At 55.2% G+C, this 16252-nt stretch carries 13 protein-coding genes and 5 tRNA genes; 15 read left to right on the forward strand and 3 right to left on the reverse strand.

Translation table 11 applies throughout. The features are described from left to right. The first annotated feature begins 185 nt into the window (after nt 1-185). Nucleotides 186-2465 (forward strand): molybdopterin guanine dinucleotide-containing S/N-oxide reductase, encoded by a 2280-nt coding sequence (locus INF68_RS12540; protein ID WP_233441368.1) that lies wholly within the window; start codon nt 186-188, stop codon nt 2463-2465. Here INF68_RS12540 and INF68_RS12545 read toward each other — a convergent pair. Further along, complete coding sequence (locus INF68_RS12545; protein ID WP_063442047.1) at nt 2428-2874, reverse strand: N-acetyltransferase; 447 nt, start codon at nt 2872-2874, stop codon at nt 2428-2430. The two genes, INF68_RS12540 and INF68_RS12545, sit on opposite strands and share 38 nt — an antisense overlap. Beyond that, nucleotides 2852-3433 (reverse strand): DNA-3-methyladenine glycosylase I, encoded by a 582-nt coding sequence (gene tag / locus INF68_RS12550; protein WP_024909083.1) that lies wholly within the window; start codon nt 3431-3433, stop codon nt 2852-2854. The genes INF68_RS12545 and tag overlap by 23 nt, the downstream gene beginning before the upstream one ends. A 153-nt stretch (nt 3434-3586) precedes the next feature. Here tag and INF68_RS12555 point away from each other — a divergent pair, with 153 nt between their 5' ends. From INF68_RS12555 to dppF, 9 genes are all read left to right on the forward strand, one after another. Next, nucleotides 3587-4285: an autotransporter domain-containing protein gene (locus tag INF68_RS12555; RefSeq protein WP_109845846.1), complete on the forward strand. Its 699-nt coding sequence runs from the start codon at nt 3587-3589 to the stop codon at nt 4283-4285. 235 nt (nt 4286-4520) lie between these two features. Beyond that, nucleotides 4521-5723 carry an MFS transporter gene (locus INF68_RS12560; protein WP_126786466.1) on the forward strand — a complete coding sequence of 401 codons (1203 nt, stop codon included), beginning with the start codon at nt 4521-4523 and terminating at the stop codon, nt 5721-5723. Nucleotides 5724-5962: 239 nt separating this feature from the next. Continuing rightward, the gene (gene eptB / locus INF68_RS12565) at nt 5963-7657 is read left to right on the forward strand and encodes a kdo(2)-lipid A phosphoethanolamine 7''-transferase (protein WP_047173778.1); all 1695 of its coding nucleotides are present in this window, start codon (nt 5963-5965) and stop codon (nt 7655-7657) included. A gap of 91 nt (nt 7658-7748) precedes the next feature. Next, a tRNA-Pro gene (locus INF68_RS12570) sits at nt 7749-7825 on the forward strand. 620 nt (nt 7826-8445) lie between these two features. After that, entirely contained in the window at nt 8446-10053 is a 1608-nt protein-coding gene (gene dppA / locus INF68_RS12575; RefSeq protein WP_023309961.1) for a dipeptide ABC transporter periplasmic-binding protein DppA, read from the forward strand. A gap of 160 nt (nt 10054-10213) precedes the next feature. Further along, a complete protein-coding gene (gene dppB / locus INF68_RS12580; protein WP_126786465.1) occupies nt 10214-11233 on the forward strand; it encodes a dipeptide ABC transporter permease DppB in 1020 nt (339 codons plus the stop codon). A 9-nt stretch (nt 11234-11242) separates the two neighbouring features. After that, on the forward strand, nt 11243-12145 hold the full coding sequence (gene dppC, locus INF68_RS12585; RefSeq protein WP_023309963.1) for a dipeptide ABC transporter permease DppC: 903 nt from the start codon (nt 11243-11245) through the stop codon (nt 12143-12145). Between the two features lie 10 nt (nt 12146-12155). Further along, nucleotides 12156-13139 (forward strand): dipeptide ABC transporter ATP-binding protein, encoded by a 984-nt coding sequence (gene dppD, locus INF68_RS12590; RefSeq protein WP_126786464.1) that lies wholly within the window; start codon nt 12156-12158, stop codon nt 13137-13139. Continuing rightward, the gene (dppF, locus tag INF68_RS12595) at nt 13136-14149 is read left to right on the forward strand and encodes a dipeptide ABC transporter ATP-binding subunit DppF (RefSeq protein WP_044597339.1); all 1014 of its coding nucleotides are present in this window, start codon (nt 13136-13138) and stop codon (nt 14147-14149) included. Before dppD ends, dppF begins: the two co-directional genes overlap by 4 nt. A gap of 44 nt (nt 14150-14193) precedes the next feature. On the opposite strand, the gene coaA is transcribed toward dppF, so the two are convergent. Then, complete coding sequence (gene coaA, locus INF68_RS12600) at nt 14194-15144, reverse strand: type I pantothenate kinase (RefSeq protein WP_021242480.1); 951 nt, start codon at nt 15142-15144, stop codon at nt 14194-14196. Between the two features lie 317 nt (nt 15145-15461). Here coaA and INF68_RS12605 point away from each other — a divergent pair. From INF68_RS12605 to INF68_RS12625, 5 genes are all read left to right on the forward strand, one after another. Beyond that, nucleotides 15462-15537 (forward strand) — tRNA-Thr (locus INF68_RS12605). Nucleotides 15538-15545: 8 nt separating this feature from the next. Continuing rightward, nucleotides 15546-15630, forward strand: a tRNA-Tyr gene (locus tag INF68_RS12610). Nucleotides 15631-15747: 117 nt separating this feature from the next. Further along, nucleotides 15748-15822, forward strand: a tRNA-Gly gene (locus tag INF68_RS12615). A 6-nt stretch (nt 15823-15828) separates the two neighbouring features. After that, nucleotides 15829-15904, forward strand: a tRNA-Thr gene (locus INF68_RS12620). A gap of 118 nt (nt 15905-16022) precedes the next feature. Beyond that, a partial coding sequence (locus tag INF68_RS12625; protein WP_032449286.1) for a GTP-binding protein occupies nt 16023-16252 on the forward strand: 230 nt, incomplete at its 3' end.

Here is a 16252-nt window from a genome sequence, read left to right on the forward strand (position 1 = left end):
TTGCCACGGCGAGCGTGGCAGTTGATTATGACGTCCAGATACGGAGAAAATTCCGGGTATAACTCTGAAATTTGTGACAAACCATAAACTGCCTCAGAAAGAAGGCCGTAAACCTGCACGCAACCAGGAGCGCACGCTTGAGCACCTCAACGAAAACCATTCTGACCGCCGCCCACTGGGGGCCGATGCTGGTCGAAACCGATGGCGAAAATGTTCTGTCGTCCCGCGGGGCACTGCCAACCCAACATCCCAACTCGTTACAGACCGTCGTTCGCGATCAGGTACACAGCAAAACGCGCGTGCGCTGGCCAATGGTGCGTAAAGGTTTTCTGGCCTCGCCGGATAAGCCACAGGGGATTCGCGGTCAGGATGAGTTTGTTCGCGTGAGCTGGGATGACGCGCTGGCGCTGATCCACGCCCAGCACAAACGCATTCGCGACAGCTACGGCCCGTCGTCCATTTTCGCCGGGTCGTACGGCTGGCGTTCTAACGGCGTGCTGCACAAGGCCTCGACGCTGCTGCAGCGTTACATGAGCCTGGCGGGAGGCTATACCGGCCATCTGGGGGATTACTCCACCGGCGCGGCGCAGGCGATCATGCCGTACGTCGTGGGGGGGAACGAAGTATACCAGCAGCAGACCAGCTGGCCGCTGGTGCTGGTACATACCGACGTGGTGGTGCTCTGGAGCGCTAACCCCCTCAACACGCTGAAAATTGCCTGGAACGCCAGCGACGAGCAGGGCATCGGGTATTTCGACGCGCTGCGCAAAAGCGGCAAGCGCATCATCTGCATTGACCCGATGCGCTCTGAAACCATGGATTTCTTCGGTGACAGCGCAGAGTGGATTGCCCCCCATATGGGCACCGACGTGGCGATGATGCTGGGGATTGCCCATACGCTGGTCGAAAACGGCTGGCACGATGTTGAATTCCTGACGCGCTGTACCACCGGCTTCGATAAATTCGCCGACTACCTGACGGGCAAAACCGACGGGGTTGCTAAAACGGCAGAGTGGGCAGCAGAGATTTGCGGCGTTCCGGCGGAAAAACTCCGCGAACTGGCGGCGTTGTTCTATAAAAATACCACGATGTTAATGTCCGGCTGGGGAATGCAGCGTCAGCAGTTTGGCGAGCAAAAACACTGGATGCTGGTAACGCTTGCCGCGATGCTTGGGCAGATCGGCACGCCGGGCGGCGGTTTTGGTCTCTCCTATCACTTTGCTAACGGCGGTAACCCGACGCGTAAAGCGGCGGTGCTGGCGTCTCTGCAAGGCTCGGTGCAGGGCGGCGTGGACGCCGTGGATAAAATCCCGGTGGCGCGTATTGTTGAAGCCCTGGAAAACCCCGGCGGTTTTTATCAGCACAACGGTCTGGACCGCCACTTCCCGGACATTAAATTTGTCTGGTGGGCGGGCGGATCGAACTTCACGCACCATCAGGATACCAACCGCCTGATCCGCGCCTGGCAAAAGCCGGAGCTGGTGGTGATTTCCGAGTGCTTCTGGACCGGTTCGGCTAAGCATGCAGATATTGTGCTGCCAGCGACTACCTCGTTTGAGCGTAACGATCTCACCATGACCGGTGACTACAGCAACCAGCATATGGTCCCGATGAAGCGCGTAGTGGCCCCGCGAGATGAAGCACGTGATGATTTTGACGTGTTTGCTGAACTGAGCGAACTATGGGAAGCGGGCGGTCGCGAGCGTTTTACCGAAGGGAAAAGCGATCTGCAATGGCTGGAGACCTTCTACCAGATTGCCGGGCAGCGCGGCGCGGCGCAGGGCGTGACGCTTCCGCCATTCGCTGAGTTTTGGGAGGCGAACCAGATTGTTGAAATGCCGGAGAGCGAGCAGAACGCGCAGTTTGTCCGTTTCGCTGATTTTCGACGCGATCCGGAGAACCATCCGCTGAAAACCGAGAGCGGAAAGATTGTGATCTACAGCGAGCGCATTGCCAGCTTTGGCTATGCTGACTGCCCGCCGCATCCTATGTGGCTCGAACCGGACGAATGGCACGGCAACGCCCGACCGGATCAGCTGCAGGTGTTATCTGCGCATCCCGCGCACCGCCTGCACAGCCAGCTTAACTATACCTCCCTGCGCGAGCAGTATGCGGTCGCCGGGCGAGAGCCGATCACGCTGAATACCCTTGATGCGAAAGCCCGCGGGATCGCGGACGGCGACGTGGTGCGCGTCTGGAACTCGCGCGGGCAGGTGCTGGCAGGGGCGGTGGTGAGCGACGGGATTAAACCGGGCGTGATCTGCATTCATCAGGGCGCATGGCCCGACCTTGAGCCCGCCGAGGGAGGGATCTGTAAAAACGGGGCGGTTAACGTGCTGACCAAAGATCTCCCCAGCTCGAAGCTGGGGAATGGTTGTGCAGGGAACACGGCGCTGGCCTGGGTAGAGAAATATCAGGGACCCGAGCTTACCTTAACGGCGTTTGATCCGCCTGCCAGCTCATGATCCACGTCGGGTGCTGAGTGTCATCCTGCCAGGCGCTGTCTTCAATGCGAAAGCCCTGAGCATGGTAGAAATTCACCGCCCGCACATTTTTCTGATATACCTCCAGCGTTAAATGCGGGAAGCGCTGTTGAACATGGTTCAGCAGCGCGCGCCCGATGCCTTTCCCTATGCATGATGGTGTGACAAACAGCGCGCCGACAAACTGAGACTGCATCACGCTGATAAATCCGTATGGCTCGCCATCCTGTTCCCAGACCCAGGTTTCCGCCGACGGAAGGTAAACGTCCCGCACCATGGCCTCGTTCTCTTTCCAGTAACCCGGCTCGATAAACGGATGCGCTTCCGTGGTGCTTTCAAGCCACAGGCTCAGAAGCGGCGCGGTATTCTCACTTTGCCATTTGCGGATCATGATGGCCTCCCGGATGACAGAAGCAGCCGGTAACGTGGTCGTTGACCAGGCCACAGGCCTGCATAAAGGCGTAGCAGATGGTGGAGCCGACAAACTTAAAGCCGCGTTTTTTCAGGGCCTTCGAGAGGGCATCCGAGGCCGGGGTAGAGGCCGGGATTTCCGCGAGCGTGGCGGCCTGGGTGACCTGCGGATCGTTGTTCACAAACGTCCAGACAAAATCTGAGAACGATTCGCCGTTTTGTTCCATCGCCAGGTAAGCACGAGCGTTGCCGATGATGGCCTGGATCTTACCGCGATGACGGATGATACCGGCGTCCTGCACCAGGCGTTCCACATCTTCATCGGTCATCGCGGCGACGGCGACAGGATCGAACTGGTGGAAGGCGTTACGGTAGTTTTCGCGTTTCTTCAGTACCGTAATCCATGACAACCCAGCCTGCTGGCCCTCCAGGCAGATCATCTCAAAGAGTTTTTTGCCATCCGTTTCCGGCACGCCCCATTCCCGATCGTGATAGTCGATATAAAGCTGATCCTGGCTCACCCAACCGCAACGTTCCATCCGTCATCTCCCTTATTGATACTGATTTCGCAAAATTTTCTTTCTGACTGGCTTGACGTGTTTACTATAAAGACAATAGTTAATACAGGGCTATAAGCTCTTCCTGAATAACGACAAATATCGCCGAATTCGGCTCTCTCTGGGGTCGCGTTGATGATGATAAAAAAAATCAGTGGTCGCCATGCTGCTTCTGGCCTGGTGGGAATTTCAGCCTGCCTGTTTTTTTGTAATACCGCGTCTGCCTGGCAACAGGAATATATCGTTTCAGACGCCCAAAATAATACGGCGGAACGCTATACATGGGACGCGGATCACCAACCGCGTTATGAGGATATTCTTGCTGAGCGTATTCAGTCTTCGCAAAACGCGCCGGGTCTTGCCCTGAATATACCGTCTGGCAGCACGACGGAGGGGGCGATGAGCGTGGGCTGGAATTTTCCGGTTTCAGCGCGTATCACCACCGGTCCGGTAGTGGCGTGGCGGTACGACGGCACGGCTCCCATGATGATCAACGAGTTTGGTGATAGCGCGTCGACGCAGGCAATCACCGACCCGCTCTGGCATGCCAGCGTCAGCACGCTGGGGTGGCGCGTGAATACCCAGTACGGCGATCTTCGTCCGTGGGCGCAGATTAGCTATAACCAGCAGTTTGGTGAAAACCAGTGGAAATCGCAGTTTGGCATGCCGCAAACGCCAGCCCCTGCCCAAAACGGTAGCTGGATGGACGTCACCGTGGGAACGGATATTCCTTTTAATACGCACATGGCGGCCTATGCGTCGCTGGCTCAGGGGGAGCACACCACCACCGGTGAGGAGTTTTTATACACCCTCGGCGTTAGCGCAAATTTCTAGAATTGTTACTTTTTTAAACGTTACGATAACATCTCGAATACAACAACCACGGGCTTTACAGCGATAGCGGGTACTAACATGTTGTCGCTTTATTCCCGGGCCAGGCCATTCATTCCCGATTCCAGGCATTTCATTCCGTTCCGCCTGCATTTCATGCCGTTTTACCCCAGGCGTATTAAGGTTTTGTTTATCGTTGTCCTCAGCGAACTTCAATTTCTCTTGCAGGACAACTGCCATGAACACATTAACTTATAACCGCACGCGCTGGCTTACGCTCTTTGGCACCATCGTCACCCAGTTTGCTCTGGGGTCGGTCTATACCTGGAGCCTGTTTAACAGCGCGCTTTCCGACAAACTCGGCGCGCCGGTCAGCCAGGTTGCGTTCTCCTTTGGTCTGCTGAGCCTGGGTCTGGCGATTTCGTCTTCCGTCGCGGGCAAGCTGCAGGAGCGTTTTGGCGTGAAGCGCGTGACCATGGCGTCCGGCATTCTGCTGGGGTTGGGCTTTTTCCTGACGGCGCATTCCAGCAGCCTGATGATGCTGTGGCTGAGCGCCGGCGTGCTGGTGGGTCTGGCCGATGGCGCAGGTTACCTGCTGACCCTGTCGAACTGCGTGAAGTGGTTCCCGGAGCGTAAAGGCCTCATCTCCGCGTTCGCCATCGGCTCTTATGGCCTGGGCAGCCTCGGGTTCAAATTTATCGACTCCCATCTGCTGGCGTCCGTTGGCCTCGAAAACACCTTTATGATCTGGGGCGCAATCGTGCTGGTGATGATTCTGTTCGGCGCCACGCTGATGACCGATGCGCCGCAGCAGGAGGTCAAATCCGTTAACGGCGTGGTGGAGAACGACTTCACTCTCGCGCAGTCAATGCGTAAGCCGCAGTACTGGATGCTGGCGGTGATGTTCCTGACTGCCTGCATGAGCGGTCTGTATGTTATCGGCGTGGCGAAGGATATCGCGCAGGGGATGGTGAAGCTGGATGCGGCTACGGCGGCGAATGCGGTGACGGTCATCTCCATAGCCAACCTCTCCGGTCGTCTGGTGCTCGGCATTCTGTCTGACAAAATTGCCCGCATCCGTGTGATTACGATTGGGCAGGTGGTTTCGCTGGTCGGTATGGCAGCGCTGCTGTTCGCTCCGCTGAATGAAGCCACCTTCTTTGCGGCGATTGCCTGCGTGGCCTTTAACTTCGGCGGCACCATTACCGTCTTCCCGTCACTGGTGAGCGAGTTCTTTGGCCTGAACAATCTGGCGAAAAACTACGGCGTTATCTATCTGGGCTTCGGGATCGGCAGTATCTGCGGCTCGCTGATTGCCTCCCTGTTCGGCGGCTTCTACGTGACCTTCTGCGTCATATTTGCCTTGCTGATTATCTCGCTGGCGCTCTCGACCACGATTCGCCAGCCGCAGCGCGAAGTATTCAAAGAAGCGCACGCGTAAGCTGTATGAAAGAGGCCTCCGTGGCCTCTTTTTTCTTTATGCGAGACGCTTCCCGTCTCGATATTTTGTAAAAATTTACACCGATCACACTCTCTGCTGCCACTTTTCTCTCCCGCTGTGGTCTACTTACCGCGCTTGTAGACGTTTCTCATAACGCTTCCTTACGCATTTACTTACTCTGTCCGCTTTCTCTTTGAGATTCGACGGGTCTTTATACCCCTTCCCCCAGGGTTGTTTGCATGAAATACATTAGGTCTCTTACCCAGCAAAGATTGTGTCTGATGCTGGCTGTCTATATCGGATTATTTCTGAATGGCGCGGTACTGTTCAGAAGAGTGGAAGGGTATGTTGAAAACCTTACCCTAAGTAATGGTATATTTGCCGCAATTGAAGTATTCGGCTCCGTTCTCGCGACCTTCTTCCTCTTACGCCTCCTGTCCCTTTTTGGTCGACGTACCTGGCAAATTTTGGCCTCGCTGGTGGTGATTATTTCCGCCGCCGCAAGCTATTACATGACCTTTATGAACGTGGTCATTGGTTACGGTATCGTTGCCTCGGTGATGACCACGGATATCGACCTCTCGAAAGAGGTGGTAGGGAAAGGCTTTATCGTTTGGACGGTTTTAGCCTGTCTGATCCCGCTGTTCTTTATCTGGAGCAATACGTGCCGCTATACGCTGTTACGCCAGCTGCGCACCCGTGGACAGCGGATCCGCAATATCGTCGTCGTCCTGCTGGCCGGTCTGCTGGTGTGGGCGCCAATCCGCCTGATGGAAACGCAGCAAAAACGCGTTGAAAAAGCGACGGGCGTGGATATGCCAAGCTATGGCGGCGTGGTGGCAAACTCGTATTTGCCGTCCAACTGGCTGTCAGCGTTAGGTCTGTATGCCTGGGCGCAGGCGGACGAATCCAGTGATGTGAAGTCGCTGATCAATCCAACGAAACAATTCACCTACCAGCCGCCAGCCGACGGGATTGATGATACGTACGTCGTCTTCGTCATCGGCGAAACGACGCGCTGGGATCATATGGGCATTCTCGGCTATAACCGGGACACCACGCCAAAGCTGGCGCAGGAGAAAAACCTGGTGGCCTACCGTGGCTACTCCTGCGATACCGCAACCAAGCTCTCGCTGCGCTGCATGTTTGTGCGTGAAGGCGGTGCAAGCGATAACCCGCAACGCACGCTGAAAGAGCAGAACGTGTTTGCCGTGCTGAAGCAGCTTGGATTTAGCTCTGACCTGTTCGCCATGCAAAGTGAGATGTGGTTCTACACCAACACGCTGGCAGATAACATCGCGTACCGCGAGCAGATTGGCGCCGAGCCGCGCAACCGCGGCAAAAACGTCGACGACATGCTGCTGCTGGAAGAGATGTCGCAATCCCTCAAGAACCATCCGCAGGGCAAGCATCTGGTTATTCTGCATACCAAAGGGTCGCATTACAGCTACTACCAGCGCTACACGCGTGATTTCGCGAAGTGGCAGCCTGAGTGCGTGGGCATTAATAAAGACTGCAGCAAGCAGGAGCTGATCAACGCCTACGACAACTCGGTGCTGTACGTGGATACCTTCCTGAGCCGGGTGATCGACCAGCTGCGCGATAAAAAAGCGATTGTGATTTACGCGGCAGATCACGGTGAATCCATCAATGAGAAAGAGCATCTGCACGGTACGCCGCGCAAGCTGGCACCGCCGGAACAGTTCCGCGTGCCGATGATCATGTGGATGTCGGATAAGTATCTTGAAAATCCGGAGAAGGCGAAGATGTTTGCTCAGCTGAAAAAAGAGGCGGATATGAAGGTGCCGCGTCGTCACGTTGAGCTGTACGACACCATTATGGGTTGTCTCGGTTATACCTCACCGAACGGTGGGATTAACGAAAACAACAACTGGTGTAAACTCCCTGATAACAGCGTAAAAGCCGCGCAGTAGCTGCTCTGGCGAGAATATCGCCAGTTGAATGGCTTTTTGAAAATAAGGGATTGACGGGGGCGCACCTCAGCAGTAAGATGCGCTCCGCATTCGGCGAGTAGCGCAGCTTGGTAGCGCAACTGGTTTGGGACCAGTGGGTCGGAGGTTCGAATCCTCTCTCGCCGACCACATTCTGAAAAGGGCTAACCGCAAGGTTAGCCCTTTTTGCATTATGATCTTATCCCGCCAGAGTATCCAAAACGCCCCTTAGGCCTGCTTCTCCCTGCCTGTTAACGATTTTGTGACATAATCCATTGTATTTTTTTATATATAGATTGATCTTTTTTCGCGTTGCTTATGGATAACCTCAGCATTTTTCGCTGTGCGTTTTAACGTTCGCGGTATTTAGTGCTCAGATAATCACCATTCTGCAAGAAAATTTACCCATTCTGAATAAAAGTTAATCACTGATTGTTGCGAAATATGAAGAGACTTGTGCTGCAAGATAGCGAGTAGCATAAATTTCCCTGCTGAAAACTGGCATGCATAGTTTTTTTAATCTTTGTTTGCGGTTTCTCACACTCAGCGTAAATCCCCGTCACCTGTATTGACGTTTTCACATTCTGTTGACAGATTGTAGGGCATGAGGGGCATTTCAGGGACGATCTGCGCTGCAACTCAAACGCTCTTCTGAAAGGATTCTCCATCCCTTTAAAGCCTTCGGGCATCACCGACCGGACCGGGTAAAAAATAAATAAAGGTCTGGCGGCGTAACACAACAAAGCAAAACATCACATTGGAGCAGAATAATGAGTATTTCCTTGAAGAAGTCAGGGATGCTGAAGCTTGGTCTGAGCCTGGTGGCTATGACCGTGGCAGCAAGCGTACAGGCAAAAACCCTGGTTTACTGTTCTGAAGGCTCGCCGGAAGGCTTTAACCCACAGCTCTTTACCTCTGGTACGACTTACGACGCAAGCTCTGTACCGATCTATAACCGTCTGGTTGAATTCAAAACCGGTACCACGGAAGTAATTCCGGGTCTGGCCGAGAAGTGGGACGTCAGCGAAGACGGCAAAACCTATACCTTCCACCTGCGCCAGGGCGTGAAGTGGCAGGACAGCAAAGATTTCAAACCAACGCGCGACTTTAACGCCGACGACGTTGTGTTCTCCTTTGACCGTCAGAAAAACGCTCAGAACCCGTACCATAAAGTGTCTGGTGGCAGCTATGAATACTTCGAAGGGATGGGTCTGCCAGACCTGATCGCTGAAGTGAAAAAAGTGGACGATAAAACGGTTCAGTTCGTGCTGACGCGTCCGGAAGCGCCATTCCTGGCTGACCTGGCCATGGACTTCGCCTCAATTCTGTCCAAAGAGTACGCGGACAACATGCTGAAAGCCGGCACGCCGGAGAAAGTTGACCTGAACCCAATCGGTACCGGTCCATTCCAGCTGCTGCAGTACCAGAAAGACTCCCGCATTCTGTATAAAGCGTTCGAAGGCTATTGGGGCACCAAGCCGCAGATCGACCGTCTGGTCTTCTCCATCACGCCTGATGCTTCCGTGCGTTACGCAAAACTGCAGAAAAACGAATGCCAGGTGATGCCGTACCCGAACCCGGCTGATATCGCCCGCATGAAGCAGGACAAGAATATCAACCTGCTGGAGCAGGCTGGCCTGAACGTGGGCTATCTCTCCTTCAACACCGAGAAGAAACCGTTTGATGACGTGAAGGTTCGTCAGGCGTTGACCTACGCGGTGAACAAAGAAGCGATTATCAAGGCGGTTTACCAGGGCGCTGGCGTTGCTGCCAAAAACCTGATCCCACCAACCATGTGGGGTTATAACGACGACGTTAAAGACTACACCTACGATCCTGAGAAAGCGAAAGCGCTGCTGAAAGAAGCTGGCCAGGATAAAGGCTTTACCGTTGAGCTGTGGGCGATGCCGGTACAGCGTCCTTACAACCCGAACGCACGCCGTATGGCGGAAATGGTACAGGCTGACTGGGCTAAGGTTGGCGTTCAGGCCAAGATTGTGACCTACGAGTGGGGCGAGTACCTGAAGCGCGCCAAAGCGGGTGAGCACCAGGCGGTAATGATGGGCTGGACCGGTGACAACGGGGATCCGGACAACTTCTTCGCCACCCTGTTCAGCTGCGCGGCGGCGAAAGACGGTTCTAACTACTCTCGCTGGTGCTACAAGCCGTTTGAAGATCTGATCCAGCCGGCGCGTGCCACCGACGATCACAACAAACGTATTGAACTGTACAAGCAGGCTCAGGTTGTTATGCACGATCAGGCTCCGGCGCTGATTGTTGCTCACTCCACCGTGTACGAGCCAGTGCGTAAAGAAGTGAAGGGCTACGTGGTAGATCCACTGGGCAAACACCACTTCGAAAACGTATCGGTTGAATAATAAGTAGGGTGTTCTCCCTCTCCCTTTGGAGAGGGCAGGGGTGAGGGGCGTGCATGCATCCCCTCACCCTAACCCTCTCCCGCTGGGAGAGGGAATTTACATTTGTGAGCAATACAGACGTCACGCCACTGGTCGTGCGTCATCAGAGAGAATCCGGGTTATGTTGCAGTTCATCCTCCGACGTCTGGGACTTGTTATCCCCACGTTTATCGGTATCACCCTTCTCACTTTTGCCTTCGTCCATATGATCCCCGGCGACCCGGTAATGATTATGGCGGGCGAGCGTGGTATTTCCCCTGAGCGCCATGCACAGCTGCTGGCGGAACTCGGTCTCGATAAGCCGATGTGGCAGCAGTACCTCCACTATATCTGGGGCGTATTGCACGGTGATTTAGGGATTTCGCTGAAAAGCCGCCTTCCGGTGTGGGACGAGTTCGTGCCGCGTTTTAAAGCGACGCTGGAGCTTGGCGTCTGCGCCATGATTTTCGCCACTGCGGTGGGTATTCCTGTCGGGGTACTGGCTGCCGTCAAGCGTGGCTCTATTTTTGACCATACCGCCGTGGGCCTGGCGCTGACCGGCTACTCCATGCCTATCTTCTGGTGGGGCATGATGCTGATCATGCTGGTATCGGTGCAGCTTAACCTGACACCGGTCTCCGGGCGCGTCAGTGATATGGTCTTCCTGGATGACTCCAACCCGCTCACCGGCTTTATGCTGATTGATACGGCTATCTGGGGCGAAGAGGGCAACTTCATTGATGCCATGGCGCACATGATCCTGCCTGCCATGGTGCTGGGCACCATTCCTCTGGCGGTGATCGTGCGAATGACCCGTTCTTCGATGCTGGAAGTGCTGGGTGAGGATTATATCCGCACCGCGCGAGCAAAGGGCCTGACGCGTATGCGCGTCATCATCGTCCATGCGCTGCGTAATGCCATGCTGCCGGTGGTGACCGTTATCGGTCTCCAGGTGGGGACGTTGCTGGCGGGGGCGATCCTGACCGAAACCATCTTCTCCTGGCCGGGCCTTGGACGCTGGCTGATTGACGCGCTGCAACGCCGTGACTATCCGGTTGTGCAGGGCGGTGTACTGCTGGTCGCGACGATGATTATCCTCGTTAACCTGCTGGTCGATTTGCTGTACGGCGTGGTGAACCCGCGTATTCGTCATAAGAAGTAAGGGACCATCATGTCACAAGTCACTCAAAATAAAGTGGTCGCTGCACCGGTTCCTATGACGCCGCTGCAGGAATTCTGGCACTACTTCAAGCGCAATAAAGGCGCGGTGGTAGGGCTGGTGTATGTCGTAATCATGATCCTGATTGCGGTGTTTGCGAATTTCCTCGCACCGTATAACCCGGCGGACCAGTTCCGCGATGCGCTGCTCGCGCCGCCTGCGTGGCAGGACGGCGGCAGCCTGGCGCACCTGCTGGGTACCGATGACGTGGGCCGCGACGTGCTGTCGCGTCTGATGTACGGCGCGCGCCTGTCGCTGCTGGTCGGCTGTCTCGTTGTTGTGCTGTCGCTGATCATGGGCGTTGTACTCGGCCTGGTTGCCGGTTACTTCGGCGGTATCGTTGATAACATCATCATGCGTATCGTCGACATCATGCTGGCGCTGCCAAGCCTTCTGCTGGCGCTGGTGCTGGTGGCAATCTTCGGCCCGTCGATAGGCAATGCCGCGCTGGCGTTGACCTTCGTAGCGCTCCCTCACTACGTGCGTTTAACCCGTGCGGCGGTGCTGGTAGAAGTGAACCGCGATTACGTCACCGCCTCTCGCGTGGCGGGTGCCGGTGCGATGCGCCAGATGTTCGTCAATATCTTCCCAAACTGCCTTGCGCCGCTGATTGTTCAGGCGTCGCTCGGTTTCTCTAACGCCATTCTTGATATGGCCGCTCTTGGCTTCCTGGGCATGGGTGCGCAGCCGCCAACACCGGAGTGGGGCACCATGCTCTCCGACGTGTTGCAGTTCGCACAAAGCGCCTGGTGGGTTGTCACCTTCCCGGGTCTGGCAATCCTGCTGACGGTGCTGGCATTTAACCTGATGGGTGATGGTCTGCGTGATGCGCTTGATCCCAAACTGAAGCAGTAAGAGGCACGAGATGGCGTTATTAAATGTAGATAAATTATCGGTGCACTTCGGCGACGAAGGCACCCCGTTTCGCGCCGTGGACCGCATCAGCTACAGCGTAAATCAGGGCGAAGTGGTTGGCATTGTCGGGGAGTCCGGTTCCGGTAAGTCAGTGAGCTCACTGGCGATCATGGGGCTGATTGATTACCCGGGCCGCGTGATGGCGGAAAACCTGCAGTTCAACGGTCAGGATCTGAAGCGCATTTCTGAAAAACAGCGCCGCCAGCTGGTGGGCGCCGAAGTGGCGATGATTTTCCAGGATCCCATGACCAGCCTGAACCCTTGCTACACCGTTGGTTTCCAGATTATGGAAGCGATTAAGGTGCATCAGGGCGGGAATAAGAAAACCCGTCGTCAGCGCGCGATCGACCTGCTGAACCAGGTGGGTATTCCTGACCCGGCATCACGCCTGGACGTTTACCCGCACCAGCTCTCCGGTGGGATGAGCCAGCGCGTGATGATCGCGATGGCGATTGCCTGTCGACCAAAACTGCTGATTGCAGATGAACCGACGACGGCGCTGGATGTGACCATTCAGGCGCAAATCATCGAACTGCTGCTGGAGCTGCAGCAGAAAGAGAATATGGCGCTGGTGCTGATTACGCACGATCTGGCGCTGGTGGCCGAAGCCGCGCACAAAATCATCGTGATGTATGCCGGTCAGGTGGTCGAAACCGGAAATTCACACGATATTTTCCGCGCGCCGCGTCACCCGTATACCCAGGCGCTTTTACGCGCGCTGCCGGAGTTTGCCCAGGACAAAGAGCGTCTGGCGTCGCTGCCGGGTGTGGTACCGGGTAAATATGACCGTCCGCAGGGCTGTCTGCTCAATCCGCGCTGCCCGTATGCGACGGACAAATGCCGGGCAGAAGAGCCAGAGCTGAACCAGCTTGCTGACGGCCGTCAGTCGAAATGCCACTACCCACTCGATGATGCCGGGAGGCCAACACTATGAGTACGCAACAGGCCACCACGCAACAACCGCTGTTGCAGGCCATCGACCTGAAAAAATACTACCCGGTGAAGAAGGGGCTGTTTGCCCCTGAACGCCTGGTGAAAGCGCTGGACGGCGTTTCCTTTAACCTCGAACGCGGTAAAACGCTGGCGGTGGTGGGGGAGTCAGGCTGCGGCAAATCCACGCTGGGCCGTCTGCTGACGATGATTGAAGTGCCGACCGGCGGGGAGCTCTATTATCAGGGGCAGGATCTGCTCAAGCACGATCCGCAGGCGCAGAAGCTGCGCCGCCAGAAAATCCAGATTGTGTTCCAGAACCCGTATGGTTCTTTGAACCCGCGTAAAAAAGTGGGGCAGATTCTGGAAGAGCCGCTGCTGATCAACAGTAATCTGAGCAAAGAGCAGCGCCGTGAAAAAGCGCTGGCGATGATGGCGAAGGTCGGCCTCAAAACCGAGCATTACGATCGCTATCCGCACATGTTCTCCGGCGGGCAGCGTCAGCGTATCGCTATCGCCCGCGGGCTGATGCTCGATCCGGACGTGGTGATTGCCGATGAGCCGGTCTCCGCGCTCGACGTATCCGTGCGTGCGCAGGTGCTGAACCTGATGATGGATCTCCAGCAGGAGCTGGGGCTCTCTTACGTGTTTATCTCCCACGACCTGTCGGTGGTGGAACATATTGCTGATGAAGTGATGGTGATGTACCTGGGGCGCTGCGTGGAGAAGGGGACTAAAGACCAGATCTTTAATAACCCTCGTCACCCGTATACCCAGGCGCTGCTGTCTGCGACGCCGCGTCTGAACCCGGACGATCGTCGTGAGCGTATTAAGCTGACGGGTGAACTGCCAAGCCCGCTGAATCCGCCTCCGGGATGTGCATTCAACGCCCGCTGCAGTCGCCGCTTCGGTCCGTGCACCCAGCTCCAGCCGCAGCTGAAGGAGTATGGCGGCCAGCTGGTTGCCTGCTTCGCAGTCGATCAGGATGAAAATGGCGAGAAGCCACAGGCATAACGAAAAAAACCGGCGTTAAGCCGGTTTTTTTTATGTCTGATTGATTATTTCCGCAGGCGAATCTGGTCGACGGCGTGCTTCTCGCTCTTGGTGAGGATCAGGCTCGCACGCTCGCGCGTCGGCAGGATGTTCTCTTTGAGGTTCACGTAGTTGATCTCATTCCACAGCCCCGTCGCCACATTGATCGCTTCTTCTTCAGAAAGCTGGGCGTAATGGTGGAAATAGGAGTCCGGGTCGGTGAACGCCCCTTCGCGGAACTTCAGGAAGCGGTTGATGTACCAGTTCTGCAGCAGATCTTCCGGCGCATCGACATAAATAGAGAAATCGACGAAATCCGAGACGAATACGTGATGCGGGTCGTGAGGATAGTCCATCCCGCTCTGCAGCACGTTCAGACCTTCCAGAATCAGGATGTCCGGCTGGACCACGGTTTTATCCCCACCCGGGATGCGATCGTAGATCAGGTGCGAATAGACTGGCGCAGTCACGTGCGGCACGCCGGATTTCAGGTCAGAGACAAATTTCACCAGACGGTGCATATCGTAAGAGAGCGGGAAGCCCTTCTTCTTCATAAGCCCACGTTCTTTTAACACCTCGTTCGGGTGCAGGAAGCCGTCGGTGGTGATTAGCTCCACGCTGCGGTGTTCCGGCCAGCGGCTCAACAGAGCCTGCAGGACGCGCGCGGTGGTACTTTTACCCACGGCCACGCTGCCTGCAATACTAATGATATAAGGAATACGTTGACCGTTCGTCCCGAGAAACTGCTCCAGCACGGCCTGACGACGCAGGTTCGAGCTGATATAGAAGTTAAGCAAGCGAGAGAGGGGGAGATAAATTTCTGCCACCTCTTCCAGGGACAGATCTTCGTTTATCCCTTTTAACCGTGCGATTTCACCTTCCGTCAGCGTCATAGGGACGGAATCACGCAGGGCAGCCCACTGGCTGCGGTTAAAGTGAAGATAAGGCGTCATTAACGTTTGCTCTTTTTTGCTCATAAGCATGCTTCAGTGAGCCAGCATCACACTGCCGGATCATGGCTCATCACACAGTTAATTTTGGACAATGGGCAGGAGGTTAACACCAGATGACGGGAATAATAAGAAAAAAGATGGAAAGCGCTGCGTTACGCGGAAGCCGTCACGCTACGGTGAATACGGTGCAAATCACGATGATATGTTGAATATTTGACCTCAAATGACTACTTTTACAGCGTCCGACACGCTCTTCGCATAAAATGTGAGCGAAAGAACGTTTTATGCAAATTTTTAGTTGCATGACCGCGCAGGTATCCATAGAATGCGCGCTACTTGATGCCGACTTAGCTCAGTAGGTAGAGCAACTGACTTGTAATCAGTAGGTCACCAGTTCGATTCCGGTAGTCGGCACCATCAAGTCCGGTGGGGTTCCCGAGCGGCCAAAGGGAGCAGACTGTAAATCTGCCGTCACAGACTTCGAAGGTTCGAATCCTTCCCCCACCACCACTTTCTGGCAGCGTAAATGCCGCCGGAGCTGGTTGGAAAAATTAGCCAGCTCAAACTGAAAAAGAGAGAAATCTCTTTTTTTGTTACAGAAAGAACTGGGTAGCCGAGTTTCAGGATGCGGGCATCGTATAATGGCTATTACCTCAGCCTTCCAAGCTGATGATGCGGGTTCGATTCCCGCTGCCCGCTCCAATACGTGCTGATATGGCTCAGTTGGTAGAGCGCACCCTTGGTAAGGGTGAGGTCCCCAGTTCGACTCTGGGTATCAGCACCACTTCACTTCTCCTTCCCGTTTCTCTCTGTTTCAATTTTACTGTATTCAACAATTCAGGCATTTCGCCTGGTTGATGTGGTGATATCACCGATTTATCCGTGTCTTAGAGGGACAATCGATGTCTAAAGAAAAGTTTGAACGTACAAAACCGCACGTTAACGTCGGTACTATCGGCCACGTTGACCATGGTAAAACAACGCTGACCGCTGCAATCACTACCGTTCTGGCAAAAACCTACGGTGGTTCTGCTCGTGCATTCGATCAGATCGATAACGCACCAGAAGAAAAAGCTCGTGGTATCACCATCAACACCTCTCACGTTGAGTACGACACCCCGACTCGCCACTA

The organism is Enterobacter cloacae complex sp. P16RS2, from assembly GCF_014982155.1.
GTDB classification, from domain to species: domain Bacteria; phylum Pseudomonadota; class Gammaproteobacteria; order Enterobacterales; family Enterobacteriaceae; genus Enterobacter; species Enterobacter cloacae_M.

Coding starts and splice junctions, on each gene's coding strand:
- dppA (WP_023309961.1), top strand. CDS start 8,446: ATGAGTATTTCCTTGAAGAAGTCAGGGATGCTGAAGCTTGGTCTGAGC.
- coaA (WP_021242480.1), bottom strand. CDS start 15,144: ATGAGCAAAAAAGAGCAAACGTTAATGACGCCTTATCTTCACTTTAAC.
- INF68_RS12540 (WP_233441368.1), top strand. CDS start 186: ATGCTGGTCGAAACCGATGGCGAAAATGTTCTGTCGTCCCGCGGGGCA.
- dppC (WP_023309963.1), top strand. CDS start 11,243: ATGTCACAAGTCACTCAAAATAAAGTGGTCGCTGCACCGGTTCCTATG.
- dppF (WP_044597339.1), top strand. CDS start 13,136: ATGAGTACGCAACAGGCCACCACGCAACAACCGCTGTTGCAGGCCATC.
- dppD (WP_126786464.1), top strand. CDS start 12,156: ATGGCGTTATTAAATGTAGATAAATTATCGGTGCACTTCGGCGACGAA.
- dppB (WP_126786465.1), top strand. CDS start 10,214: ATGTTGCAGTTCATCCTCCGACGTCTGGGACTTGTTATCCCCACGTTT.
- INF68_RS12560 (WP_126786466.1), top strand. CDS start 4,521: ATGAACACATTAACTTATAACCGCACGCGCTGGCTTACGCTCTTTGGC.
- tag (WP_024909083.1), bottom strand. CDS start 3,433: ATGGAACGTTGCGGTTGGGTGAGCCAGGATCAGCTTTATATCGACTAT.
- INF68_RS12555 (WP_109845846.1), top strand. CDS start 3,587: ATGATGATAAAAAAAATCAGTGGTCGCCATGCTGCTTCTGGCCTGGTG.
- eptB (WP_047173778.1), top strand. CDS start 5,963: ATGAAATACATTAGGTCTCTTACCCAGCAAAGATTGTGTCTGATGCTG.
- INF68_RS12545 (WP_063442047.1), bottom strand. CDS start 2,874: ATGATCCGCAAATGGCAAAGTGAGAATACCGCGCCGCTTCTGAGCCTG.